Genomic DNA, 26,298 nt, shown 5'->3' with positions numbered 1-26,298 from the left:
CTCCTTATAATTTTTCGTATGCGTCGTGTAAGTTAAATTGTGTTTCATATTGATATGCCACACGATATAATGTTTTCTCATCAAATGGTTTACCAATAAATTGTAAACCGATTGGACGTCCGTTTGATTGGCCACATGGCACAGAAATACCAGGTAAACCAGCTAAGTTAACAGGCGTAGTTAATAAGTCATTTGCATACATTGTTAAAGGATCATCAATTTCTTCGCCTAAATTAAACGCCGTTGTTGGAGCTGTAGGCCCTACAACAACATCATAATTTTCGAATACTTTATCGAAGTCATTTTTAATTAATGTTCTAACTTTTTGAGATTTATTATAAAATGCATCATAATAACCAGAACTTAATGCGAATGTACCTAAGAAGATACGACGTTTAACTTCGTCTCCAAAGCCTTCAGAACGAGACATTTTGTATAATTCTTCTAATGTTTGTGCTTCTTTTGAATGGTAGCCATAACGAATACCATCGAAACGTGCTAAATTTGCAGATGCTTCAGACGATGCGATTACATAATAAGAAGGAATACCATATTTAGTATTTGGCAATGACACTTCATCAACTTCTGCACCAAGTGATTTTAATGTTTCTACTGCTTGTTTTACAGAAGTTTTTACTTCCTCGTTAACACCTTCTCCTAAGTATTCTTTAGGAAGTGCAATTTTAAGACCTTTGATGTCTTTACCAATTTCAGAAGTAAAATCAACATCTTCAACCGGTGCACTTGTAGAGTCATTTTTGTCTGCGCCTGCAATTGCTTCTAATACCATCGCATTATCTTTAACATTACGAGTAATTGGTCCAATTTGATCTAATGAAGATGCAAATGCAACTAAACCAAAACGTGATACACGGCCATATGTAGGTTTCATACCTACTACACCACAATATGCAGCTGGTTGTCTGATTGATCCACCAGTATCAGAACCTAAACTAAATGGTACTAATCCTGCTGCTACTGCTGCAGCTGAACCTCCAGAAGATCCCCCTGGAACTGCTTGATGATCAAATGGATTTACAGTTTTTTTGAAATAAGATGTTTCTGTAGAACCACCCATTGCAAATTCATCCATATTTAATTTACCAATTAACACTGCGTTTTCTTGATGTAATTTATTCATCACTGTTGATTCATAAATCGGTACAAAACCTTCTAACATTTTACTTGCACAAGTTGTTTCGACATCTTTAGTAATAATATTATCTTTAATTCCCATTGGGATTCCAAATAATTTACCTTCAAATTGATCTTTAGCTTGTAACTCATCTAATTCTTTAGCTTTTTTAATTGCATTTTCTTTATCTAAAGCTAAAAATGATTTAATTGTTGGATCTGTTTCTTCAATAGCATCATAAATATCTTTAACTACTTCAGAAGGTTTAATTTCTTTATTCTTAATCATTTCTGAAAGTGTTTCAACAGATTCATAGCGAATACTCATCTTAAGCGTCCTCCTCATTCATGATAGCTGGTACTTTAAATTGACCATCTTCTGTTTCTTTCGCATTTTTTAATGCAAGTTCTTGAGGAATACCCTCGATTGCTTTATCATCACGTAACACATTTTGTAAATCTAAGACATGATATGTTGGTTCCACACCTTCAGTATCTGCTGAATCATTTTGCTTTGCAAAATCTAAGATACTTTCAAGTGTATTAGCCATTTTTTCAGTTTCTTCAGGAGAAATTTGAAGTCTTGCTAAATGTGCTATATGTTCAACTTCTTCGCGTGTAACTTTAGTCATTATTAAAAAAGCCTCCTTATTACTCATTCATCATAAAATTGTATCAAATTTTCAGTTAAAAATCTAAATATTTATTATGATACTCGGTGTATTAACTATTCTTAGCAAAGTTAAGAATTAAAACAACTTTCTTATGTAACTCATTTACATAGTTACCTATAAATATACATTAATTTCTATTAATAATTTATTAATATTAACGTTATATAATAAAATGAATTATTTTTTATCTATACTCTAATTCTTGTTAACGCTTATAATTACATTGAAATAAACTGTTATTTATAGATAAAATTTTACTTCTCCAATCTATAAATATCATTGTATAATATTACATGTAACTAATTTAAAAATCATCACTTCTTTTTCTCAGTACAATGGTGTTGAAAAACATAAATTTAAAAGTTTTAAAGGGGGTAATTACAATGTTTGTATTAGGTGCAAATTTAGGTACTCATGCTAACACAAGCTGGCAGACTTATATTATGATTGCAATCTATTTTATTATTCTGCTAGTGATTGGTTACTATGGTTATAAACAGGCAACCGGCAATTTAAGTGAGTATATGTTAGGTGGGAGGAATATAGGCCCATATATTACTGCTTTATCAGCCGGTGCTTCAGATATGAGTGGTTGGATGATTATGGGACTTCCAGGGTCTGTTTATAGCACAGGTTTATCGACAATATGGATTACAATTGGTTTAACTATTGGCGCCTATGTTAACTATCTCGTTGTTGCACCAAGGCTTAGAGTATATACAGAAGTTGCTAGAGATGCAATTACGCTCCCTGATTTTTTCAAAAACCGTCTTAATGATAAACATAGTATCATTAAAATTATTTCTGGTCTTATTATTGTTATTTTTTTCACTTTATATACTCACTCTGGCTTTGTTTCTGGAGGTAAATTATTCGAAAGCGCATTTGGATTAAATTATCATTTGGGACTGATTTCAGTCGCAATTATCGTTATTTTATATACCTTTTTCGGAGGATATTTAGCTGTTTCTATTACTGACTTTTTCCAAGGGGTTATCATGCTTATCGCAATGGTAATGGTACCAATAGTTGCTTTGATACAACTTAGTGGATGGGATACATTCCATCAAGTAGCTGAAATGAAACCAACTAATATGGATTTATTTAGAGGTACTACTTTTTTAGGTATGATTTCATTATTTGCATGGGGATTAGGTTATTTTGGTCAGCCTCATATTATTGTACGATTTATGTCTATTAAATCTCACAAACTTTTACCTAAAGCACGACGCTTAGGAATAAGTTGGATGACTGTAGGTTTACTTGGAGCTGTGGGTGTAGGGTTAACTGGAATTGCTTTTATTTCGAAAAATCATATTAAAATGGACGATCCAGAAACATTATTTATTATCATGAGCCAAGTTCTTTTCCATCCTTTAGTAGGTGGATTCTTACTTGCTGCCATTCTAGCTGCTATTATGAGTACAATTTCTTCACAATTATTAGTGACTTCAAGCTCACTTACAGAAGATTTCTATAAGCTCATTCGCGGTGAAGAACATGCTCAATCACATCAAAAAGAATTTGTACTGGTAGGCAGATTGTCTGTGTTAGCTGTAGCCATTGTAGCTCTTGCTATTGCATGGTCTCCTAATGACACCATATTAAACCTAGTCGGAAATGCTTGGGCAGGTTTTGGTGCAGCATTTAGCCCACTTGTTCTTTTTTCTTTATATTGGAAAAAACTAACACGTGAGGGTGCGATAAGTGGTATGATTGCTGGAGCTCTCGTAGTCATTATTTGGATTGTCTGGGTTAAACCACTTGCTAATATTAATGAACTATTTGGCATGTATGAAATTATACCTGGTTTTATTAGTAGTGTAATCGTTACATACCTTGTTAGCATCTTCACCTATAAATCAGACTATTCTATTGAACAACAGTTAAATCAAGTTAAAACAATTGTTCGCGAAAAATAAATTAATTTATTGAAAATTAAAAAGAGGCTGCGACACGACGTGTCACAACCTCTTTTTAATTAATTACTATAAATATGGACTTGTGGGTCTTTGTCATCTTTTGTTTTACTAATAAGTGCTCTTGAATTGTTACCATCTTTTATACGAATTTCGTAACTATCTATATTATCAAAATATTTCTTAGCTTGTTCTGTTACATATTGTGTAATTCCTATTGTTTCAGCTTGACCATAGTAATCGATTGGCAAATCAATCACTAGTCTATTAGGTTTCTTATCTACAAATTTCACTTTTCCAATTGCTTGAGTAAAATTAGAGAAATAAGATTGAAGATCGTCATTAAATTGTTTAAAGTTATTATTTAGATTTTTGTCATATTTTTCTGCTTCTGTTGAAGGTAAAAGTGCTGAAATCTCATCAATTTTATTCCATTTATTAATTTTAGTTTGTTTATCATCAACAATCGTATTAGCAATAAAGTGTCCTGGCGTAATTGCATCTTGACTCGATTGAACATATATTGCAAAGTGAATTGGAATATTTTTCAAATCTTTATTTGCTCTAAGGCGTGTAAGTAACTCTTGAGCCATTGCTTTACCTTGTTTTTCAATTTCTTTATTATCTAGCGATTTGCTATATGTTTCTCCATCTTTTTCTTTTTGATAATAATAGACACTATTCATAGCAAGACCAATTGTTATGCCTTTAATTTTTTTTCCTTTTGTATCATTTGTATCATAAAAATCTTGTTCTAAGATATTAGATAAATAAGCAGGAGAGCTTTCTGCTATTTTTTCTGGTTTAGTTTCTCCATCATGTGATGGATTAAGACCTAAATTTTCAGTAGCTTTTTTTGATTCTTTTTCACTTTCACTCATGTGATCAATTTCGTCTTTAGAATACTTGGGATTTAAATATGCGTTAACTGTATTTTTGTCTAAATACTGCCCATCTTGATATAAAAAATTATCAGTTGGAAATACAGACTTACTTAGATGTAATAAACCATTTTCGAAATCTTCACCATTATAGCTATTAGCCATATTATCTTGTAATACTCCACGAGCTTGGCTTTCTTTAAATGGTAAGATTGTACGATAATTATCTCCTTGAACTTCTTGATCAGTGGCAACTGTTTTTACATTATTTGAATTTTGTTCTTGTTGCTTATTATTTGACTGACTATTTTTATCATTCCCATTGCCACACGCTGTCAATATCATAAGCGACGTTATAACTAATAATAATAACCGCTTCATTACGTTCTCCTCTATTCTGCTATTTCATTTTGTTTTTCAATAAATTGTGATTCGGACCATATTTCTGTACCAAATTGTTCAGCTTTAGACAATTTTGAGCCAGCATCTTCACCAGCTATTACTAAATCTGTACTTTTAGTTACACTACTTGTTACTTTAGCACCTTGCATTTCTAACCATGTTGTTGCTTCTTTACGTGTCATTTGTTGTAATTTTCCAGTAAGAACAATAGTCTTATTTTGAAATTCCGGATGTCCTTCAATTTCAGAGGATTTAACACCTTTATATGTCATGTTGACATTTTTATCTTTTAATTTTTCAATAAGTGCTTTAATATCCTCATTATCTAGATACGTTACTACAGATTGTGCTAATTTATCTCCAATATCATGGATCGCTACCAGTTCTTCTTCTGTTACTTTAAGTAAACGATCCATGGTTTCAAATTTCTCTGCTAAAATTTGACTTGCTTTGGCGCCAAGATGTCGTATACCTAAACCAAATAATAAATGTTCTAAAGAATTTTGTTTTGCATGTTCGATAGCGCTTAATAAGTTTTCTACTTTTTTTGTGCCCATTCGTTCTAAAGGCAATAAATCTTCTTTAGTTAAATAAAAAATGTCACCTACATCTTTAATAAGCTGATGATGATACAGTTGCTGAATGATTTTATTTCCTAGTCCGTCTATATTCATCGCTTGTCGAGAAACAAAATGAATCAATCCTTCCACAAGTTGCGCTTGGCATTTTGGATTGATACATCTAAGCGCAACCTCTCCTTCAATACGCACTAATTCATGACCACAACTTGGACAATGCGTTGGCATATGGTATGGTTTTGCATCATTTGGACGACGGTCAATAATACTTCTTACGACTTCAGGAATAATATCTCCAGCCTTTTTCACTATAACGCTATCACCGATTCTAATATCACGTTCTTTAATTAAATCTTCATTATGAAGTGATGCTCTTGAAACTGTAGTACCCGCAACACGAATAGGTTCTAAAATGGCTGTCGGTGTAACGACGCCAGTACGTCCTATACTTAATTCAATATCTTTAAGTTCTGTGACAACCTCTTCAGCTGGAAACTTATAAGCGATTGCCCAACGTGGAGATTTTTGAGTAAATCCCATTTCGTCTTGTTGATCAAGATCATTCACTTTAATAACAATTCCATCAATATCATAAGATAGCTGTTCACGTTGTTTAGTCCACTTTTTAATATATTCTAGTACACCCTCTATATCTTCTACGCGTGCACGTTCATGATTAGTTTTAAACCCTAAACGATCTAATTCATCTAATGCATCACTTTGAGTAGTAGCGCTAAAATCTGTAAAATCATTTACACTATATAAAAAGACACTTAGTTTACGTTTAGCAGCTAATTTAGGATCTAATTGTCTTAAAGAACCTGCTGCTGCATTACGTGGATTAGCAAATGGTTGTTCTTCATTTTTTTCTCTCTCATCATTCAATCTCATAAAGGAACGACGTGGCATATATGCTTCTCCACGAACTTCAACATTTAAAGGTTCTTTAATTTTAAGAGGAATCGCATGAATAGTACGTAGATTTTCTGTAATATCTTCTCCTGTGGTCCCATCTCCTCGCGTTAATCCCTGCACAAATCGTCCATCTTCATATTTTAAAGAAACTGCTAAACCATCAATTTTTAGCTCACACATATATTCCACGTTACCAATATGTTCTCGAATACGTTCATCAAAACGTCTTAGTTCTTCCTCATTAAAAGCATTACCTAAACTAAGCATAGGTGTTTCGTGATTTACTTTTTCAAATGATGATTGAGCTTCTCCACCAACCCTAACTGTTGGAGAATCGTCAGTTTTTAGTTCAGGATGTGCATTTTCAATATCAATTAATTCACGTAATAATTTATCATATTCACTATCAGGTACAGAAGGATTATCTTTCACATAATATTCGTAACTATATTGATTTAATAAATCATGCAGTTCATTGACACGATTTTGAATGTTATCCATTTACTAATCCTCCTTTTTTTCGATAGGCGCAAATTGAGCTAATAAACGCTTAGGACCTTCAGATTTAAATATAATATCTAATTCAACAGAGCCATTTTTTTCACTTACATTGCTCACCATACCTTCGCCCCATGATTTATGTGTCACTTTATCTCCTACCTTCCAATCTGAAGCAGATACTTGTTTTTTAGTAGAAGTCGTACGTTTACTAAAACCACGTTTTGACGGTGTAGTTGACTTAGAAGTGATTGTTTGTCGTTTTGATTTTGCTGGTGTTTCTAATAATTCTTCAGGGATTTCTTTTAAGAAGCGTGATGGTAGATTTGCTTGTGAACGTCCAAATAACATACGAGAAGTCGCATGTGTAATATATAACACTTCTTCTGCACGTGTAATGGCTACATAACAAATTCGTCTTTCTTCTTCCATCTCATGGTCATCATCACTTTTAATTGCTCTAATATGAGGGAAAAGTGATTCTTCCATACCCATTAAGAATACAATTGGGAACTCTAATCCTTTTGCAGAATGCATGGTCATTAACGTTACACCACTATCAATTTGTGCTTCGTCAATATCTGCGACAAGTGATAAATCAGTTAAAAAGTTAATCAATGATTGTTCTTCTAAAGGTGTATCTTTTTCATAGTCTTTAGGTACAGACATAAATTCATCAATATTTTCAAGACGACTACGTGATTCAATTGTTTGTTCACGTTCTAACATTTGACGATAACCTGATTTTTCAAGTATTTCCTCAACAATCTCACTAATTTCTAAAAATTCTTGTTCTTTAATTAAGTTTTGAACCATTTCATAAAATTGTATACATTCTTGAGTTACTTTTTTAGAGAGCCCTATAAAATCCACTTCTCCTAATGCATCAAACATACTAATATTGTTATCTAGTGCATATCGTTGAATTTTATCAACTGATGATGGCCCTATCCCTCTTTTAGGAACATTAATAATTCTTTGAAGACTAATATCATCATTACTATTTGCCACTATTCTTAAATAACTTAACAGGTCTTTGATTTCTTTACGATCATAGAACTTTTGGCCACCAACCATCGTATAAGGAATATTTGATTTCATAAATGTTTCTTCTAACACACGTGATTGTGCATTTGTTCGATACAAAATTGCCATATCATTATAGTCTTTTCCAGACTTACGATGTTTAATAATTTCACGAACTACATATTCTGCTTCGTCACGTTCAGTCATCGCTTCATAATATTTAATCTTTTCTCCACCATTATTTGCGGTCCATAACCCTTTAGGTTTCCGTTCAGTATTATGTTTAATCACTTCATTTGCAGCTGTTAAAATGGTTTTTGTTGATCGATAATTTTGTTCTAGGAAAATAGTCTTTGCTTCAGGATAGTCTTCCTCGAAAGATAGTATATTTTGAATATCTGCACCACGCCATCCATATATTGATTGATCAGAATCACCTACAACACATAAATTTTTAAATTTACTTGCAAGTAATTTAACAAGTGTATATTGTGCTTTATTTGTATCTTGATACTCATCTACATGGATGTATTGAAATTTATTTTGATAGTATTCTAATGCATCTGGTACACGTTCAAATAAACGAATCGTTTTCATGATTAAATCATCAAAATCCAATGCTTCATTTCTAGATAGTTGACGTTGGTATCCACTATATACTGTTGCAACCATTTGTGAATGAAAATCATTTGCTTCTTTCATCGCATCTTCGGGCGTTTTCAATTCATTTTTTAAATTACTGATGGCACCAACAAACATTCTCGGTTCAAAACGTTTACTATCAATATTTTCATTTTTAAGTACATCTTTAATTACAGATTTTTGATCAGTTGGGTCAATAATGGTAAAGTTGCGTTCAATGCCAATACGATCTGCATCTCTTCTTAAAATCTTTACACACATTGAATGGAATGTTGACATCCAAATCACTTGAGCTTCTTCACCAACCAAGTGTTCCACACGCTCTTTCATTTCTTTTGCAGCTTTATTAGTAAACGTAATAGCTAAAATGTTATACGGAGAAACATCTTTTTCATCTAATAAGTAGGCTATGCGGTGTGTTAACACCCTTGTTTTACCTGACCCTGCGCCAGCCATGATAAGCAAAGGACCTTCTGTCGTTCTAACTGCTTCACTTTGTTCTTTATTCATATTACTTACTAGAGCATTCATTATTTCGACTCCTTCTTTATTTTTACAGTTTTTAAAGCTTTTTTAATATCTGAGTATATAATATTACCTACAATAATTGTATCGGCATAATTTTTCATTTCTTTAGCTTCAGTTAAAGAACTAATACCACCACCATAAAATAATTGTGTATGGGTTAACATTTGGGAAGTGGCTTTTACGATATCTTTATCTCCATATGTACCACTATATTCTAAATACAAAATTGGCAACTTATACATTTCTTCAACGAGTTGAGCATAAGATTCAATATCTTCAACATCTAACTGAGTATTTGATTGCGTAAGTTTGGCTACTTTACTATCTGGATTAAGAACGACATACCCTTCAAGCATCACTTCTTCAAAATTAATCATATGACCATATTGTTTTAATGCTTTATGAAGCAAACCATTATGGTATGTCACATCATTACTATTTAATATTGAGGGTATAAAATAAAAGTCAAAGCCAGGCATTACGCTATCTAAATTTGAAACCTCTAGTACTAAAGGTAATGGATATCTTCTAACTCTACTCATAAGATGAATGACATTATCTTCAGTTACATCGTCTGTCCCACCAATCATGATGGCATCAGTATCTGACATACATAAGGCTTCTAAATTTTCGTCGCTAATCTCTTTGGCAGAATCAAGTTTAAATACATGCTGCCACTTTCTAATGTCATACATTATCCATAACTCCTTCTTTTAACATACACTAAATTATAGCATTTTTACCTTTGCAATTCTAAATCCATACACTAAGTTTATACTAGTACAAATTGTAAAAATTATATTCACAAAAAAGAGACAATTGCTATTTTTAGCTAAGCAATTGTCTCTCTTTATTTATTCTTTTGTTTCAACATTTAATCTCTCTAAAATCATTGTATACGCATCATTACCCCATTGCAGTGAGCGTTTAACTCTAGATATCGTAGCTGTTGATGCACCAGATTTCTGTTCTATAGTTGCATAAGTAAAACCTTGCTTTATCATTTTAGCAACTTGAAGTCTTTGAGATAAAGATTGAATTTCATTGACTGTACATAAATCATCAAAGAATTGATAACATTCTTCTCTATCTTTAAGTGTTAAGATGGCATCAAATAATTCATCCAATGCTTCTCCTCTTAATTTTTCAATTTGCATCTCAAGCAACCCCTATTTTCAAATTAAATATAACTATATTTTAACGCATTAATTAATTAAAGTGTAGTTATTTCAATTGAACATGCTAAAACTATATTAGTAACTATTCTAAATTAGCACGTTTGAAAATGGTATCGACTTGGTTCAAATGATGTTTTGGATCAAAACACTCGTCTAATTCTTCTTTAGATAAAACATTTGTAATGGTTGAATCTTGTTCTATAAGTTCACGGAAAGGTGTTTTAGTTTCCCAAGATTTCATCGCTTTAGGTTGTACTTTATCGTATGCTTCTTCACGAACCATACCTTTATTAATTAATGCAAGTAAAACGCGTTGTGAAAAAATAAGACCAAATGTTTTATTAATATTATTTCTCATATTATCTTCAAATACTGTTAAACGGTCGATAATATTAGTAAATCTATTTAAAGCATAATCTAATGCAATTGTTACATCTGGTAACATAATTCGCTCTGCAGAAGAATGAGAAATGTCTCGTTCATGCCATAATGGGACATTTTCATAGGCAGTTGTAATATAACCACGAATCACTCTTGAAATACCTGTAATATTTTCTGAACCGATTGGATTACGTTTATGCGGCATTGCTGATGATCCTTTTTGACCTTTTGCAAATGCTTCTTCAACTTCTCTCGTTTCAGTTTTTTGTAAATTACGAACTTCCACAGCAAATTTTTCTAATGATGTCGCAATTAACGCTAAAGTTGCAATGTAATAAGCGTGACGATCACGTTGAAGTGTTTGAGTTGATACAGGGGCTGTGTCAATTCCAAGATGTTTACAAACGTAACTTTCAATTTCAGGAGGAATATTGGCAAATGTTCCTACTGCGCCACTCATTTTCCCAACTTCAATTTCTTTACGTACCTCTTTAAAACGTTTTAAATTACGTTTCATTTCTGTATACCATAATGCCATTTTTACGCCAAAAGTGGTTGGCTCAGCATGAACACCGTGTGTACGACCCATCATTAATGTATATTTATATTTTTTAGCTTTTTCTTCAAGTACTTTAATAAAGCGTTCAATATCTTTTTCAATAATTTCATTCGCTTGTTTAATTACATAACTTAATGCAGTATCTACAACATCTGTAGAAGTTAATCCATAATGAACCCATTTACGTTCTTCTCCAAGTGTTTCAGATACTTGTCTTGTAAATGCTACTACATCATGACGTGTTTCTTGTTCAATTTCTTTTGCACGATTGACATCCACTTTAGCATTTTCACGAATTTTTTTTACGTCGTCCTTAGGAATATATCCTAATTCACTCCAGGCTTCACAAGCAAGAATCTCCACTTCTAACCATGCTTCATATCTATTTTGGTCTGTCCAAATACTAGACATTTCTTCTCTTGAATAACGTTCAATCATTATTAAACTCCTATCTTATGTAATTATTTTTATAAAAAGCTGTACATTAAATCATTTTTAAGTAAAATAGTTCGTATTTAACTCTATATTTATAGTTTAACAGATTCTATACTAAAAGTATAAAGATTTTTTATTCTAATTGAATATAGGTTTACGAACTTTATAAAAATATTAAAAGGTCTCTGACTTCTAAATTGTCAAAGACCCATATATGAGCAGTTATTAAATGTCATTTTCTATTTTCTTACCAACAAATTGAATATCTTGTCGTAATATCTTTATATTTCCTTGTTTATCTTCAAAGTAAACAGGTTTTTCAATACGTCTGACTGGCATGTATCCTTCTTTTCTCATACGTGCAATACAATCTGAAATAGTTTCATTTTCATTTACCTTGAACTTCACTATGTTCCACAACACTTTCTATTTCTTCTACTTCATATGCTTTTACTTTCTTAGTTCGAACACCTTTAGTCCAGAATCCACCGTGAATAGCTCTAGGTTCATACGCAATGATAAATGCTTTTTCATCTAAACTACGAACAGTTTCCATTAATTTTCGTTCATAACGTCTAGGTGTTAAAATTTGCATTACCATTCGACTTCCATCTCTACCATGTGCTTCATAGTGAGTAACACCATAACCTAAATTTCGTAACTCTTTAGGTAAATCAAGGTCGTATTCTGCAGATGTTACGTTTACAACTGTATAGCCTAATGCAAGCTTTTCTTCAATTTTCATTCCAACAATGATACCTATTGAGAATCCAAAGGCATATGCAATAATATTTTGAATTTGATCTAAACTAGACATCACTAGCCCTAATCCAACAACATATATTAAAACTTCAAGAAAACTCACTACTGCTGCCATGTAACGATATCCTTTTAACGTTAAAATTGTGCGCATTGTAAGAAATGTAACGTAAAAAACGTTAATGATGAATATCGCTAATATCATTATCCATGGATTTGACGTTATTACTGACATATTATTCCTCATTTCATTTAACTAAAATTCGAAATAATTTTATCAGTCACAAATAATTTTGTCACTAAAAACTAATAGTAATTAAATCATTTAATTATTAAAGTATTCATTTATTCTTTTGTATGTGAATGTTTAGGCCAAGTATAGCGAGTATATGCTAATTCTCTTTTATGTGCATTTTTAACATAATGATTCTCTATCGTTGTTTTTGCATCACTTGGTACTTCTTTGCCTTCTAAGTAGTCATCAATTTGATTATAAGTTACCCCTAATGCTTCCTCATCAGGTAATTGAGGTTTATCATCTTCTAAATCAGCAGTAGGCACTTTTTCATATAAATGTGTTGGCGCTTCTAAATATTCTAAAAGCTGTCTACCTTGGCGTTTATCTAGTCCAAAGATAGGTGCAATGTCAGCAGCACCATCACCATATTTAGTATAAAAACCTGTGATATTTTCAGCTGAATGGTCCGTTCCTATAACAATACCACTACGATTTGAAGCAATAGAAAATTGTACTTTCATGCGCTCTCTTGCTTTTTCATTTCCTCTTTGGAAATCTGTAAGTTCAATACCCGCTTCTTTCAATGATGCTACACTTTGATCTACTGCTGGTTTAATATTAACTGTAATCACTTCATCAGGTTGAATAAAATGAAGTGCATCTTCTACTTCATCAGCATCCTTTTGTTTACCATAGGGAAGTTTAACTGCTATAAATTGGCATTCTCTTCCTTCTTTACGGAGTTCTTCAACTGCTAATTGCGCTAATTTACCAGTAAGTGTAGAATCTTGACCACCAGATATGCCAAGTACTAATGACTCAATAAATGTATGTGATTGAACATAGTTTTTAATGAATTGGATAATCTCACGAATTTCTTGTTGACTATCAATATGTTTCTTTACTTTCATTTCTTTTACTACGATATCTTGTAAATTAGTCATTGTCTTCCTCCATTTCCTTAACATGTTCTGTCACTTCAAGAATGCGCTTTTGTTTATTATTCCAACAACTTGTGCTTAAATCTACTGGATATTCTTGTGGATTTAAATAACGTTTATTTTCTTCCCACAATTGTGATAATGATTGTTTTAAATAATCTTGAGTTTCTTTTTCACTTGGTAAGTCATAAACTAATTTACCATTTTCGAAAATTGAATGATGTAAATCAATTGCTTCAAAATGCTTAACATGTTTCATTTTATAAGTATGAACTGGATGGAACATCTTTAATGGTTTTTCTTTATTAGGATTTTCATGTTCAAGCGTGATATAGTCACCTTCAGCCTTGCCAGTTTTAGTATTAATAATACGATATACTTTTTTCTTACCAGGCGTAGTAACTTTTTCCGCATTATTTGATAGCTTGATACGATCTACATATTCACCTTCATTATTTTCAACAGCGGCAAGCTTATAAACTGCTCCTAAGGCTGGTTGATCATAACCCGTGATCAATTTAGTCCCTATACCCCAAGAATCTACTTTTGCACCCTGTGCCTTTAAACTGGTAATTGTTTGCTCATCTAAATCATTTGAAGCAATGATTTTTGCGTCTTTAAAGCCTGCATCATCAAGCATACGACGAGCTTTTTTCGATAAATATGCAATGTCACCAGAATCTAATCTTATACCTATAAAATTAATGGAATCTCCTAATTCTTTTGCAACTTTAATTGCAGTTGGTACCCCTGATTTTAAAGTGTGGAACGTATCTACTAAAAACACACAATTTTTATGTCGTTCTGCATAAATCTTAAATGCTTTATACTCATCACCATATGTTTGAACTAGTGCATGAGCATGAGTTCCGGAAACTGGAATACCAAATAATTTGCCTGCTCGGACATTACTTGTTGAATCAAACCCACCAATATATGCTGCACGTGCTCCCCAAACTGCGGCATCAATTTCTTGTGCACGTCGTGTACCAAATTCCATTAACGTATCTTGTGGTGCAACTTGACGAATTCTACTAGCTTTCGTTGTAATAAGCGTATGAAAATTTACAATATTAAGTAAAATCGTTTCAATAAGTTGAGCTTGAATTAATGGCGCTTCTACTCGTAATAATGGTTCATTCCCAAAACACAATTCCCCTTCTTGCATCGCGCGAATATTCCCTGTAAATTTCAAATTTTTAAGATATTTTAAAAAATCATTTTTATATCCTATTGATTGTAAATATTCGATATCAGAATCACTAAAATGGAAGTTTTCTATAAATTGAATCATCCTTTTTAACCCATTAAAAACAGCATATCCACTTCCAAATGGCATATTTCTGAAATACAAATCAAACACTGCATTTCTTTCATGAATACCGTCATTCCAGTAACTTTCTGCCATATTTATTTGATATAAGTCATTATGTAACATTAAACTATCATCTTCGTAACGATACATCCTCATCTCTCCTAACAACCTTTTTGTATATTTTATCACAATTCAGTAATAGTGAGTATTTTCGATAATAGTCTTTAATTTAAAAATTAAATTTTTTTAATTCGACAAATTCATGACACAAGTATTTATTGTATGTGTTATATCAGTTTCTCGCTTATAATACTATTGAGGTGATTATATGCTATTAGAAGAAGCTACAAATTTTATCCAAACTATGTATGGTGAATTAAATTACTCAAATCATACTATTTCTAAACGTATCACTGAGATAGAGAAAGAAATCAATCGGACAGGTACCTATACACATACTTATGAAGAACTAAATTATGGCGCTAAAATGGCATGGCGTAATTCCAATCGATGTGTCGGGCGCTTATTTTGGGAATCATTAAATGTTGTGGATGCACGAGATAGTTATACAGAACAACATTTCTTAGATGCGCTTCATAATCATTTAAACAAAGCAACAAATGGCGGTAAAATCAAACCATATATCACTATATTTTCTTCAACTGATGCACCTAAAATATATAACAATCAATTAATACGTTACGCAGGATATGAAGATAAAGGTGATCCATCAGAACGCGAGATAACACAATTAGCTAATCATTTGGGATGGAAAGGCAAAGGTTCAGACTTTGACGTGCTTCCTCTTATTTATCAATTACCAAATTCACCTATAAAATATCATGAATTTCCTGCTTCATTGATTAAAGAAGTAGATATAGAACATGATCAATTTCCAAAGCTGAAAGATTTACATTTAAAATGGTATGGTGTTCCTATTATTTCTAATATGGATTTGAAAATAGGTGGAATTACATATCCAACTGCTCCTTTTAATGGTTGGTACATGGTTACTGAAATTGCAGTTCGTAATTTTACTGATACTTACCGCTATAATTTGCTTGAAAAAGTTGCAGAAACATTTGAATTTGGTACACTTAAAAATAATTCATTTAATAAAGATCGTACATTAGTAGAATTAAATTATGCAGTTTATCACTCTTTTAAATCACAGGGTGTTTCTATTGTTGACCACTTAACTGCTGCTAAACAATTTGAATTATTTGAAGAAAAAGAGGAACAGCATCATCGTGATGTTACTGGAAAATGGTCATGGTTAGCCCCACCGTTATCGCCAACGTTAACTGCTAATTATCATCATGGATACAAAAATATTATTAAAGATCCTAATTTCCATTATAAAAAAGCGACACCGATGAAATGTCCAGTCCACTAATGTACAAGATTCATGAGGTGACAATTCATCATGCATTTATATTATTTAGGTCCCGAAGGTACATTTTCATATTTAGCCGCTAAAAAATATTTTTCAAAAGATAATTTTAACTTCATACCAAAGTCTAATTTATACGAAGTCATTAAGGCAGTAAATAGTGACGCTCAATCTGTAGCAATTGTACCCATAGAAAATTCAATTGAAGGAACTATAAACATTGTGGCAGATGCACTGGCTCAACAACATGTTTTTGCACATGGAGAAATACATTTAGATATTAATTTTGGTTTATATGCGACAAGGGACTCAAAGATAGAAAATATAAAAAAGGTATACTCTATCGCACCAGCCATCAGTCAAACAAGCCAATACATTCACAAACATCAATTTTCTTACGATTATGTTGACAGTACGATTCAAGGATTAGAAAAAATCTCCTCAGATGTAGCAGCCATTGTCCCAGTAGGTAGTGGTGAAATGTACGGTTATACTGCTATAGAGAGTAATATTCAAGATTACCCGCATAATGTTACACGTTTTTTAGTCATAAAAAATGATAATAACTTTGAGTCTAAAACGAATAACACAATGCTATTAATTACCCCTAAGTATGACAAAGCTGGATTACTGGCAAGTATACTGACTACATTTGCATTATTTGATATTAATTTATCATGGATTGAATCAAGACCACTGAAAACTCAACTGGGTATGTATCGCTTCTTTGTACAAGCAGATACCGGGCTATCAGATAATTTGAATAAAGTTATATCGATATTAGAAACATTAGATTTTTCAGTGAAAATTATTGGTGCTTTTCATCGTCAATAAAAGGGAGTGGACAATATTTGTGTTAAATGTATCCTTTCATTCTGAAAACCTAACCGCATCATATTAAAAATGCCTAGGACCACTCATGAACTCATGATGTCCCAGGCATTTTTTGTATATTTATTTAAAATATTAAGATAAAACGTACATAGTGAATATATGATTTCAAGATATTTAATTTTATTTTAAATTTAATGTGTCAGAAATATCAAATCCTAAAATATATGGCATTAAGAAATAAACAACTACTATAATAATCACTGCAGAAATTAAATTAACCCAAACTCCTACTTTAGCCATTTCTTTAATACTCAACTTACCTGATCCAAATATAATAGCATTTGGGGGTGTTCCTACTGGTAACATGTAAGCACAGTTTGCTGCCATAGCTGCGGGTACCATTAATAACATTGGATGTACACCTACTGCTACAGATAGCGCAGCAAGAATAGGTAAAATCATTGTAGCAGTTGCTGTATTTGAAGTCACTTCTGTTAAAAATAACACAAATATTGTAATGACAATAACTATTACTAGTGGATGCACCCCATCTAACATTTTTAGTTGCTCACCTAGCCATTTTGCTAAACCACTTTCTGAAATTCCTTTTGCTAAAGCTAAGCCTCCACCAAATAATATAAGTACACCCCATGGTAATTCTTTTGCCACTTCCCAATCAATAATTCGCTTATGCTTTTCTTTACTTTTAGCCGGAAATATAAAAAGTAAAATAGAAATAAATATTGCAATTGTACCGTCTGCAACTTCAGATGTTATTGAAAAATTTTTTAAAATAAATTCTCTTGTTATCCATAGTAAACTTGCAAGAATAAAAATAGCTTGAACCACTTTTTCTTCATAAGACATTTTACCAAGACGATTGAGTTTATCTTCAATCAATGTTTGACCACCCGGTAAATACTTCAAATCATGTCTAAATGCGATAAATCTTAAATAAGCCCATGCTAATGCTATTAAAATAATGACTGTAGGAATACCAACAATCATCCATTTAGCAAAGCTAATTTCTTGTCCAAAATGTTGTTCAAATTGTCCTTTTAGTATAATGAGTGGCGGTGTTCCAATAAGTGTACCTAATCCTCCGATGGTCCCAGAATAACCAATAGCTAAGACAAGTGATTTTTCAAACTTCGAAATACTATCTGATTTAACGTCATCATCTTTCAACTCATTCGCTTCTTTAATAATTGCTAAACCAATAGGTATCATTATCATAACAGCCGCTGTATTTGATACAAACATTGATAGGAATCCTGTAGCAATCATGAAGCCTAATAATATTTTACTCGTGCTTGCTCCAATATATCTAATAATAGTTAAAGCTACACGTGTATGTAAATTCCATCTTTCCATAGCAATTGCAAGAATAAAACCACCTAAAAATAAAAAGATAATATCATTACCATATTCAGAAGAGACTTGTTCAGGCGAAAGTACATGTCCTAAAGGCAAAAGTATGAGTGGTAAAAAACTCGTTGCAGCAATTGGTATCGCTTCTGTAATCCACCAAATAGCTATCCACACCGTAATTCCTAAAACATATACCCCTTTGAAAGGAAGTTCTACTGGATGAAAGAATGATAAGATAAGAACAAACAATAACGGTCCTAAAATGAGCCCCAATAATTGCCCCATAGAATAAGATTGATTTGTATGATCTTTTTTAGAAAAAAATGTTAAGTATTGTGCATTTCTTCGAAAACCTGATTGCTTAGTCATCTAATTCTCCCCCTTTAAAATTAGAAACTTAACTTAATATATTCTATTTTTAGAAATATGGCATCATCTCAACAAAGTTGATTTGATATCTATTATATTGCAAACAAGCCTCATAGAAATCTGACTTTTTTGAAAATATATAATGATATTATAACATAAAAGAAAACGCTTTATTATATATCATAATAAAGCGCGTATCATTTATTTTTCATCTATAATTATACCTTTTTAAATTAAATACTAATCAATATTAATTTTTTTAACTTTAACTTTATCATTTTGATTAAATGTCAAATTAGAAATATCTTCTAAATGTAATCTTTGTGTCGAATGATTAAACGAATTACCTGCAATAAAAACATTAGTATGTTTTACATTATTATAACTTCTCACGTGTATAGCATCTCTTTTCATTTCTCCTTTGAAATGATTACCGGTTACAGTCAAATTATCTCCAGCTTGAGTTTTTTGAACTTGTCCTGTAGAAACATCAGCCGCATTTTTTCCATCTTTAACTCCAAGAAAACGAATACCACCATTACAATTTATAAAGGTATTATTTGAGATAAACATTGTCTTTGATTTTAACGGAGTTAATGCATATTCATTCATTCCGTTAAACACATTATTCCTTATATGAATATTTTCGTAAAAGCGATTATAAAGACTGGCATGAGAGCCTATCGCTCTATTCCAAGCTTGCATTTTAGGTTGGTTTGAATTTCCAAAATAGCAATCTTCAATGACAACATTTTTGGTAATCGTGCCATCAGTCGTACCAAATTTAGGAAATGACCCAGGCACTTGAATGTCTAATTGAATTGCTTCAGAAAATGAGCGATCACCATTTACATCAAAAAAGCCTTTAAACTTACAGTCCTTAATATATAAACCATTGATTCCACAAGCATCTAGTGCATGTCCACCTACAACATCAAGTACTGTAATATCTATTAACTCGATATCTTCAGCATGACCTATAGACATTGCGGTATTATTGTAGGGGTACTTTGAACCGTTCATATCAAATATACCACCTTTTATTTTAATATGCCCATTTCCTTGATATCCATGATAGAAACCAAATTTTTTACCATTTTTTAACAATGCATCTCTCGAGTGACGCTGCAAGATGGTATCATCTTCTAATATTAAAGTGGTATGATCATATATCACTAATGCTTTACTAATATAATAAGTCCCAGATGGTATATAAACTGTATGTTCTCCGTATCTTGCGGCATTAAGTGCTTTTTGTATAGCTTTAGTATCTCTTCGTTTATGTTTTCCTTTTAAACCAAAATCCTGTGCATTGATCAATATTTTTTATCCCCTATCTTATGTTGTTATTAAATATATTTGTAACCATAATGGTGTATAGCTATACTATATTTATAATTTAATATTATACATTTTTTAAGGTATTCAAACATTTATTAAGAAAGGGATGTTTATTATGACTAACAAAGCATTGATTGTTGTAGATTATTCTTATGATTTTATCGCTGATGACGGCCGATTAACTTGTGGTAAACCAGGCCAAGATATTGAACAGTTTATTGTAGAAAGACTCAATCAATATCAACATCAACATGATAATATCTTTTTCATGATGGATTTACATTTTGAAGAAGACCCGTATCATCCTGAAACTAAATTATTCCCACCACATAACATTGAAGGCACTTCAGGTCGTCAATTATATGGTAAGGTAAAATCATTTTTTGATAAATATAAAAATGAAGATACTGTACATTATTTAGATAAGCGACGTTATGATTCTTTTTATGGTACTGCTTTAGATAGTTTATTAAGAGAAAGACATATTGATACTGTTGAAATTGTAGGTGTATGTACTGATATATGTGTACTCCATACAGCAATTTCTGCTTATAATTTAGGCTATCATATTATTATCCCTGAACAAGGTGTTGCCTCATTTAATGAAGAGGGTCATCAGTTCGCTTTAGCTCATTTTAAAAACTCATTAGGTGCAAAGGTAGAAGTTATCAATTAAAACATGCTAAAATAAGGATAAATTTAAAAATTAAGGGTGAATAAATCAATGGCAAAAACTTATATTTTTGGACATCAAAATCCGGATACAGATGCAATATCTTCAGCTATTATAATGGCTGATTTTGAACAACAAACTGGAAATTCTGAAGCAACTCCTTATCGCTTAGGTGAAGTGAGTGCTGAAACAAAATATGCATTAGATCATTTTAAAGTTGATGCACCAACTTTATTAAATGATGATTTAGAAGGTCAAGACGTTATCTTAGTTGACCACAATGAATTCCAACAAAGTGCTGAAACTATTGCTAAAGCGAATATTGTGAATGTCGTAGATCATCATAGAATTGCGAACTTTGAAACAGCAGGTCCTTTATACTATCGTGCAGAACCTGTAGGTTGTACTGCTACAATTCTTTATAAAATGTATAAAGAACGTAACTTTAAGATTAAACCTGAAATTGCTGGATTAATGATTTCAGCTATTATTTCAGATAGTTTATTATTTAAATCTCCAACATGTACTGAAGAAGATGTAAATGCTGCTAAAGCATTAAAAGACATTGCTAATGTCGATTTAGATGAATATGGTTTAGAAATGTTGAAAGCAGGTGCTTCAACAACTGATAAATCTGCTGAAGAGTTATTAAATATGGATGCTAAATCATTTAATATGGGAGATTATGTTACTCGTATTGCTCAAGTCAATACTGTAGATATTGATGAAGTCTTAAATCGTAAAGATGAATTGGAAAAAGCAATGTTAGAAACAAGTGCAAACGAAAAATATGATTTATTTGTATTAGTTGTCACTGATATTATTAACAGTGATTCTAAAATTTTAGTTGTCGGGGCTGAAAAGGATAAAGTTGGTCAAGCCTTCAATGTTCAATTAGATGATGGTATGGCTTTCTTATCAGGTGTAGTTTCTCGTAAAAAACAAGTTGTACCTCAAATCACTGAAATTTTAACTAAATAATTCATATTTTAATTCATATATAATAAGGCTGAGATAGTAGGTTACTTAACTCTCAGCCTTTTTTAATTTATTTTAATCATTCATTCAAATGTTTTAACCTTGGATACATTTAACTAAAATTATATAGTCAACTACACCTATAACGGTATTGGGATTGACTGTACAGGAGGTACTACAATTGAATTTAATAGAAAAACAATTTCAAGAAAGTAAACAGTTTTTTAAAACACATCAAACTAAAGATATCAAATTTCGTAAACAACAGTTAAAACTATTAAGTAAAAGTATTAAAGACCATGAAACAGAATTATTAGAGTCGTTAAAAATAGACTTAGGGAAAGGTTCAGTAGAAGCGTATGCTACTGAAATTGGTATACTTTTAAAAAGTATAAAAACAGCTCGTAAAGAATTAAAAAACTGGGCTAAAACTAAGCAAGTAGATACACCACTATTTATGTTTCCATCAAAGAGTTATATTAAGCCTGAGCCCTATGGGACAATATTAATTATCGGTCCATTTAATTATCCTGTACAACTTTTATTCGAACCTCTTATTGGTGCTATAGCAGCTGGTAATAACGCCATCATTAAACCTTCTGAACTTACTCCTCATGTTGCACAAGTAGTGCGAAAAGTGATTGAAGATGTGTTTGCAAGCGATTTTGTAGCTGTCGTTGAAGGTGGCGTTGAAGAAACTCAAACATTAATCAATCTTCCATTTGATTATATATTCTTTACTGGTAGCGAAAATGTAGGTCGAATTGTTTACGAAGCAGCAAGTAAAAATTTAGTTCCTGTCACACTTGAACTTGGTGGTAAATCACCAGTGATTGTAGATGAAACTGCTAATATTAAAGTAGCAAGTGATCGTATTAGCTTCGGTAAATTCACCAATGCTGGTCAAACTTGCGTAGCGCCAGATTATATTTTAGTGAATAGAAAAGTTAAAAATGAATTAATTCAAGCATTTAAACAATCTATTGAAGAATTCTATGGCAAAAATATTCAAAATAGCCCTGATTTTGGACGTATTGTTAATACAAAACATTTCAATCGACTTTCTGAATTATTAGCAATACATCGTAATGAAGTGATTTTTGGTGGGCATACGGATGAAAATGAACAATATATCGAACCTACAATTTTAGACGGTATTACTCCACAATCTAAAATTATGGAAGAAGAAATTTTTGGTCCATTATTACCAATCATCGTCTACGATGATTTTAATGAAGCGATAGATATTATTCAAAGCAAATCTAAACCTCTAAGCTTATATTTATTTAGTGAAGATGAAAATACAACGAACTGTGTGCTAGAAGAATTGTCATTTGGTGGCGGTGCAATCAATGACACTTTAATGCATTTAGCTAACCCAAATTTACCCTTTGGTGGCGTAGGTGCTTCAGGAATTGGCGAATATCATGGCAAATATTCATTTGATACATTTAGTCATATGAAATCATATATTTTTAAATCTACTCGACTAGATTCGAGTATTATCTATCCCCCTTATAAAGGTAAATTCAAATATATTAGAACATTTTTCAAAAACTTATAAAAAAATCCCTATAATGGCTCACTTTACAAGTGTTTACATTATAGGGGTATTTTTTATCTATAACGATGAATTCAAGAAATCAACAAATACACCTTCAGGTGCGGTATACTGATTGTCAGTAGCAATCAACATACCACTATTTGTATCACGTCTAAATACTGTTAACGCGTAATTTCCTTCTTGATGTGCACATACAAGGTATTCATCTGACTCAGTAATATTAAAATCTCTTGGAAATTCTCCCCCGCTTTTTACTATTTCAACCGGGTTAATTCCTTTTCCATCGTCAACTACTGTAAATATCGCTATACTATCATGTCCACGATTACTAATATATAAATTTTGTTCATCATGAGATAGTCTCACAGCTGCTAATTTAGTTTCTTCAGTGAAATCTTCAGGAATCGTTAAATGACGTTCAATTTCTTCAAATTTTCCATCATGATATTGTACAACGCTTACTCTATTAGATAACTCATGAACAACATACGCGTATTTCCCATTATTATGGAATTCAATATGACGCGGTCCATCTTCAGCATGGAATTCTGATACCGCATGTTCTTTAAACCCTTCAACTCCGAATGTATATGTTACAATTTTATCTGCACCTAAATCAGTCACAGCTACATATTTATGGTCAGGGGTTTCTCTAATAAAATGAATATGATTATGATCTTGACGCTCATGTGTTCCAGTTGGATAACTATGTTCTAACTCTTCAATTAATTTTACCACTTCGCCTGTCTCAGGATTAAGTTGATATATACGTGCTATTCCAGCAGTATAAACCGCTTCGAATAAGAAGTTATGATCACTAGAAACAGAAATATAACACCCTGTTCCATTCTCTGAAGCTAAACATTTATTAATGAGTGTAAGCTGTCCATTCTCGTCTTTTTTAAATGCAGCCACACCACATGCCTCATTCTCTTTAGTAATTGCATACAAAAATTGTTCAGTTTGAGCAAGATAAGTCGATGCTTCGATATCATATCCTGTATCTACTGATTGTATTTCTCCATTATCTTCATTAAGTTCGAATATATAAATACCCTTACCTTCTTTTTTTGTATAAGACCCCACATAACCTTTGGTTGTCATTTTAATACCTCCATTATATTCAATATTATTAACATTTATACTAGCTAATTGTATTTATTTAAGAGTAATAAAAAAAACCAGTAACTTCAAATGAAATTACTGGTATATGGTACATCGTTGCATTAAGCATTATTGCTTTCAATATCAGATACGATTTCTTTTGTTTTTCTTTCGATATCTTCAAAGTCTTTTTTGAAAATAAAGCCAAATACTACTACTACTACACCAACAACTAGTGCTGTAATAGCTGTAAAGCTTAATAAGAATTTAAATAAACCTTTAATGAAATCCCACATTTATGTTTCACCCCTGTACTTAAAATAAATACGTTTACATTAAATAATTTTAACATAGTTAACGTTATGATTAAATACATACCTTTTTATATATTATTTCAAACCTAAAATTAAAGATTTTTAAAAAATCAAATATTTTTTCTTTATTTATAATGAATGACATTGGTCTTATTTACACAGTGAATTACTATCATATATAAATAAACATTATAAGGCTTTAAATTTAATATAAATTATTGTTCAATATAAATAATAAAACAAATGATAGGAGGATTTTTCATGCAAGAAGTTAAGTCAGATATTATGACCTTTCGCGGATCACATTTTGATTTAGGTATCAAAACTGCTCAGTGGTTAAAACAGACGCCCTTACTAGAAAATAGAGAACGTGAATGGAAGAAGCGTATACCTCGTTTTGACATTGATGTTAATGAAACATATAGCATTTTCCAAACGTATGCACCAAAAATCTGGGAAGAATTATTAGGAATGCAAGAGATATTAAATTTACCGACCAAACAAATGATTTTAAATTTCGGTCACTATCGTTTTACTGATTTAAATGAAAGTGGATGTACAGTTTTTCAAGGTAAAGATTATATGGTTCGTAATTATGACTATCATCCTGCTACATATGATGGTAGATATCTTCTTTATCAACCAAATGATGGTGGACTCGCGCAAATAGGACCAACCTCTAGAGTAACTGGTCGTATGGATGGCATGAATGAAGCAGGTCTTGTGATGGGATATAATTTTATGCACCGTAAGCATCCTGCAAATGGATTTGTATGTTATATGGTAGGACGACTAGTCTTAGAATATTGTAAAGATGTAAAAGAAGCAATTCAATTTCTAAAAGAGTTACCCCATAGAAGTTCATTTAGTTATATTTTAATGGATAAGCATTTAAATCATGCAATTGTTGAAATTACGCCACGCTCATTTGATGTTAGATATGATAAAGTTTGTACTAATCACTTTGAAATATTAACACATGAAAATCGTAACTATACCAAAGAATCTAAAGAACGTCTTGCTCGCACAATTAGTCAAACTTCAGAAGGTATAGATAAATATACTGCGTTTAAACTTTTTAATGATCCTAAATATAATATTTATAGTAAGTTGTTTAAAAGTTGGTCAGGAACGATTCATACATCAATGTATGAACCTAAACATTTAAAAGCTTGGATGACATTAGGTGAGAATAACCCCCCTCTATCTATCGACTTTCAGTCATGGTTAGAGGGTCATGAACTTGACTTAATAGAATTTACTGGAAAGCTAGATACTGATTTAACATTTGCTACGTATTAATAAAAAAAGATTAGATAAACGTTTTAAAATTTAATTAATCAACGTTTTGTCT

Annotated in this window: 23 protein-coding genes; 7 read left to right on the top strand and 16 right to left on the bottom strand. The window is 31.7% G+C overall.

Annotated features, from left to right (window positions below; all coding sequences use genetic code 11):
• Positions 1-4: 4 nt before the first annotated feature.
• Together gatA and gatC are read right to left on the bottom strand one after the other, a co-directional pair.
• Positions 5-1,462 (bottom strand): Asp-tRNA(Asn)/Glu-tRNA(Gln) amidotransferase subunit GatA, encoded by a 1,458-nt coding sequence (gene gatA / locus BDW25_RS08750; protein WP_002488084.1) that lies wholly within the window; start codon positions 1,460-1,462, stop codon positions 5-7.
• 1 nt (position 1,463) lies between these two features.
• Positions 1,464-1,766, bottom strand: a complete 303-nt coding sequence (gatC, locus tag BDW25_RS08745) for an Asp-tRNA(Asn)/Glu-tRNA(Gln) amidotransferase subunit GatC (protein WP_049431193.1) — start codon at positions 1,764-1,766, stop codon at positions 1,464-1,466.
• A 425-nt stretch (positions 1,767-2,191) separates the two neighbouring features.
• Here gatC and putP point away from each other — a divergent pair, with 425 nt between their 5' ends.
• Entirely contained in the window at positions 2,192-3,730 is a 1,539-nt protein-coding gene (gene putP / locus BDW25_RS08740) for a sodium/proline symporter PutP (RefSeq protein ID WP_133945436.1), read from the top strand.
• A 59-nt stretch (positions 3,731-3,789) separates the two neighbouring features.
• Here the strand turns inward: putP and BDW25_RS08735 are convergent, their stop codons facing one another.
• The 10 genes from BDW25_RS08735 to BDW25_RS08690 all read right to left on the bottom strand — a co-directional run bounded on the left by BDW25_RS08735 (position 3,790) and on the right by BDW25_RS08690 (position 15,153).
• On the bottom strand, positions 3,790-4,989 hold the full coding sequence (locus BDW25_RS08735) for a CamS family sex pheromone protein (RefSeq protein ID WP_049417644.1): 1,200 nt from the start codon (positions 4,987-4,989) through the stop codon (positions 3,790-3,792).
• 11 nt (positions 4,990-5,000) lie between these two features.
• Entirely contained in the window at positions 5,001-7,004 is a 2,004-nt protein-coding gene (ligA, locus tag BDW25_RS08730; RefSeq protein WP_002455115.1) for an NAD-dependent DNA ligase LigA, read from the bottom strand.
• 3 nt (positions 7,005-7,007) lie between these two features.
• Positions 7,008-9,200 carry a DNA helicase PcrA gene (gene pcrA, locus BDW25_RS08725; RefSeq protein ID WP_002455114.1) on the bottom strand — a complete coding sequence of 731 codons (2,193 nt, stop codon included), beginning with the start codon at positions 9,198-9,200 and terminating at the stop codon, positions 7,008-7,010.
• A complete protein-coding gene (gene pcrB, locus BDW25_RS08720) occupies positions 9,200-9,892 on the bottom strand; it encodes a heptaprenylglyceryl phosphate synthase (protein ID WP_133945434.1) in 693 nt (230 codons plus the stop codon). The genes pcrA and pcrB overlap by 1 nt, the downstream gene beginning before the upstream one ends.
• A 159-nt stretch (positions 9,893-10,051) precedes the next feature.
• Complete coding sequence (locus BDW25_RS08715) at positions 10,052-10,354, bottom strand: YerC/YecD family TrpR-related protein (RefSeq protein WP_002488068.1); 303 nt, start codon at positions 10,352-10,354, stop codon at positions 10,052-10,054.
• 103 nt (positions 10,355-10,457) lie between these two features.
• Positions 10,458-11,753, bottom strand: a complete 1,296-nt coding sequence (gene purB, locus BDW25_RS08710; protein WP_002450041.1) for an adenylosuccinate lyase — start codon at positions 11,751-11,753, stop codon at positions 10,458-10,460.
• A 222-nt stretch (positions 11,754-11,975) separates the two neighbouring features.
• The gene (locus tag BDW25_RS08705) at positions 11,976-12,158 is read right to left on the bottom strand and encodes an NETI motif-containing protein (RefSeq protein ID WP_002455112.1); all 183 of its coding nucleotides are present in this window, start codon (positions 12,156-12,158) and stop codon (positions 11,976-11,978) included.
• Complete coding sequence (locus tag BDW25_RS08700) at positions 12,139-12,744, bottom strand: DUF2179 domain-containing protein (protein ID WP_037555679.1); 606 nt, start codon at positions 12,742-12,744, stop codon at positions 12,139-12,141. Before BDW25_RS08700 ends, BDW25_RS08705 begins: the two co-directional genes overlap by 20 nt.
• A 110-nt stretch (positions 12,745-12,854) precedes the next feature.
• Positions 12,855-13,691, bottom strand: a complete 837-nt coding sequence (gene nadE, locus BDW25_RS08695; protein WP_002455110.1) for an ammonia-dependent NAD(+) synthetase — start codon at positions 13,689-13,691, stop codon at positions 12,855-12,857.
• Positions 13,684-15,153 carry a nicotinate phosphoribosyltransferase gene (locus tag BDW25_RS08690; RefSeq protein WP_133945432.1) on the bottom strand — a complete coding sequence of 490 codons (1,470 nt, stop codon included), beginning with the start codon at positions 15,151-15,153 and terminating at the stop codon, positions 13,684-13,686. The genes nadE and BDW25_RS08690 overlap by 8 nt, the downstream gene beginning before the upstream one ends.
• Positions 15,154-15,331: 178 nt before the next feature.
• Here BDW25_RS08690 and BDW25_RS08685 point away from each other — a divergent pair, with 178 nt between their 5' ends.
• Together BDW25_RS08685 and BDW25_RS08680 are read left to right on the top strand one after the other, a co-directional pair.
• Complete coding sequence (locus tag BDW25_RS08685; protein WP_133945430.1) at positions 15,332-16,399, top strand: nitric oxide synthase oxygenase; 1,068 nt, start codon at positions 15,332-15,334, stop codon at positions 16,397-16,399.
• A gap of 30 nt (positions 16,400-16,429) precedes the next feature.
• Positions 16,430-17,230 (top strand): prephenate dehydratase, encoded by an 801-nt coding sequence (locus BDW25_RS08680; protein ID WP_002450078.1) that lies wholly within the window; start codon positions 16,430-16,432, stop codon positions 17,228-17,230.
• A 180-nt stretch (positions 17,231-17,410) separates the two neighbouring features.
• On the opposite strand, the gene BDW25_RS08675 is transcribed toward BDW25_RS08680, so the two are convergent.
• The gene (locus tag BDW25_RS08675) at positions 17,411-18,970 is read right to left on the bottom strand and encodes an SLC13 family permease (RefSeq protein WP_002450079.1); all 1,560 of its coding nucleotides are present in this window, start codon (positions 18,968-18,970) and stop codon (positions 17,411-17,413) included.
• A 240-nt stretch (positions 18,971-19,210) separates the two neighbouring features.
• Positions 19,211-20,293, bottom strand: a complete 1,083-nt coding sequence (locus BDW25_RS08670; RefSeq protein WP_208318185.1) for a glycosyl hydrolase family 28-related protein — start codon at positions 20,291-20,293, stop codon at positions 19,211-19,213.
• A 133-nt stretch (positions 20,294-20,426) separates the two neighbouring features.
• Here BDW25_RS08670 and BDW25_RS08665 point away from each other — a divergent pair, with 133 nt between their 5' ends.
• The 3 genes from BDW25_RS08665 (at position 20,427) to BDW25_RS08655 (ending at position 23,526) form a co-directional block, all read left to right on the top strand.
• Complete coding sequence (locus tag BDW25_RS08665; protein ID WP_002450084.1) at positions 20,427-20,987, top strand: cysteine hydrolase family protein; 561 nt, start codon at positions 20,427-20,429, stop codon at positions 20,985-20,987.
• Positions 20,988-21,035: 48 nt separating this feature from the next.
• Positions 21,036-21,965, top strand: coding sequence for a manganese-dependent inorganic pyrophosphatase (locus tag BDW25_RS08660; RefSeq protein ID WP_002450056.1), 930 nt, complete (start codon positions 21,036-21,038; stop codon positions 21,963-21,965).
• Between the two features lie 178 nt (positions 21,966-22,143).
• Positions 22,144-23,526 (top strand): aldehyde dehydrogenase, encoded by a 1,383-nt coding sequence (locus tag BDW25_RS08655; RefSeq protein ID WP_002450045.1) that lies wholly within the window; start codon positions 22,144-22,146, stop codon positions 23,524-23,526.
• A gap of 57 nt (positions 23,527-23,583) precedes the next feature.
• On the opposite strand, the gene pglS is transcribed toward BDW25_RS08655, so the two are convergent.
• Together pglS and BDW25_RS08645 are read right to left on the bottom strand one after the other, a co-directional pair.
• A complete protein-coding gene (pglS, locus tag BDW25_RS08650) occupies positions 23,584-24,630 on the bottom strand; it encodes a 6-phosphogluconolactonase (protein WP_002450080.1) in 1,047 nt (348 codons plus the stop codon).
• A gap of 122 nt (positions 24,631-24,752) precedes the next feature.
• Positions 24,753-24,926: a hypothetical protein gene (locus BDW25_RS08645; RefSeq protein WP_002450085.1), complete on the bottom strand. Its 174-nt coding sequence runs from the start codon at positions 24,924-24,926 to the stop codon at positions 24,753-24,755.
• Between the two features lie 279 nt (positions 24,927-25,205).
• Here BDW25_RS08645 and BDW25_RS08640 point away from each other — a divergent pair, with 279 nt between their 5' ends.
• A complete protein-coding gene (locus BDW25_RS08640; protein ID WP_133945426.1) occupies positions 25,206-26,246 on the top strand; it encodes a C45 family autoproteolytic acyltransferase/hydrolase in 1,041 nt (346 codons plus the stop codon).
• Positions 26,247-26,298: the final 52 nt, after the last annotated feature.

Origin of the sequence: Staphylococcus sp. AtDRG32, assembly GCF_004365845.1 — a bacterium.
GTDB lineage: Bacteria > Bacillota > Bacilli > Staphylococcales > Staphylococcaceae > Staphylococcus > Staphylococcus hominis.
This window is presented reverse-complemented; position numbering and strand designations above follow the sequence as displayed.

Coding starts and splice junctions, on each gene's coding strand:
- gatA (WP_002488084.1), bottom strand. CDS start 1,462: ATGAGTATTCGCTATGAATCTGTTGAAACACTTTCAGAAATGATTAAG.
- gatC (WP_049431193.1), bottom strand. CDS start 1,766: ATGACTAAAGTTACACGCGAAGAAGTTGAACATATAGCACATTTAGCA.
- putP (WP_133945436.1), top strand. CDS start 2,192: ATGTTTGTATTAGGTGCAAATTTAGGTACTCATGCTAACACAAGCTGG.
- BDW25_RS08735 (WP_049417644.1), bottom strand. CDS start 4,989: ATGAAGCGGTTATTATTATTAGTTATAACGTCGCTTATGATATTGACA.
- ligA (WP_002455115.1), bottom strand. CDS start 7,004: ATGGATAACATTCAAAATCGTGTCAATGAACTGCATGATTTATTAAAT.
- pcrA (WP_002455114.1), bottom strand. CDS start 9,200: ATGAATGCTCTAGTAAGTAATATGAATAAAGAACAAAGTGAAGCAGTT.
- pcrB (WP_133945434.1), bottom strand. CDS start 9,892: ATGTATGACATTAGAAAGTGGCAGCATGTATTTAAACTTGATTCTGCC.
- BDW25_RS08715 (WP_002488068.1), bottom strand. CDS start 10,354: ATGCAAATTGAAAAATTAAGAGGAGAAGCATTGGATGAATTATTTGAT.
- purB (WP_002450041.1), bottom strand. CDS start 11,753: ATGATTGAACGTTATTCAAGAGAAGAAATGTCTAGTATTTGGACAGAC.
- BDW25_RS08700 (WP_037555679.1), bottom strand. CDS start 12,744: ATGTCAGTAATAACGTCAAATCCATGGATAATGATATTAGCGATATTC.
- nadE (WP_002455110.1), bottom strand. CDS start 13,691: ATGACTAATTTACAAGATATCGTAGTAAAAGAAATGAAAGTAAAGAAA.
- BDW25_RS08690 (WP_133945432.1), bottom strand. CDS start 15,153: ATGTATCGTTACGAAGATGATAGTTTAATGTTACATAATGACTTATAT.
- BDW25_RS08685 (WP_133945430.1), top strand. CDS start 15,332: ATGCTATTAGAAGAAGCTACAAATTTTATCCAAACTATGTATGGTGAA.
- BDW25_RS08680 (WP_002450078.1), top strand. CDS start 16,430: ATGCATTTATATTATTTAGGTCCCGAAGGTACATTTTCATATTTAGCC.
- BDW25_RS08675 (WP_002450079.1), bottom strand. CDS start 18,970: ATGACTAAGCAATCAGGTTTTCGAAGAAATGCACAATACTTAACATTT.
- BDW25_RS08665 (WP_002450084.1), top strand. CDS start 20,427: ATGACTAACAAAGCATTGATTGTTGTAGATTATTCTTATGATTTTATC.
- BDW25_RS08660 (WP_002450056.1), top strand. CDS start 21,036: ATGGCAAAAACTTATATTTTTGGACATCAAAATCCGGATACAGATGCA.
- pglS (WP_002450080.1), bottom strand. CDS start 24,630: ATGACAACCAAAGGTTATGTGGGGTCTTATACAAAAAAAGAAGGTAAG.
- BDW25_RS08645 (WP_002450085.1), bottom strand. CDS start 24,926: ATGTGGGATTTCATTAAAGGTTTATTTAAATTCTTATTAAGCTTTACA.
- BDW25_RS08640 (WP_133945426.1), top strand. CDS start 25,206: ATGCAAGAAGTTAAGTCAGATATTATGACCTTTCGCGGATCACATTTT.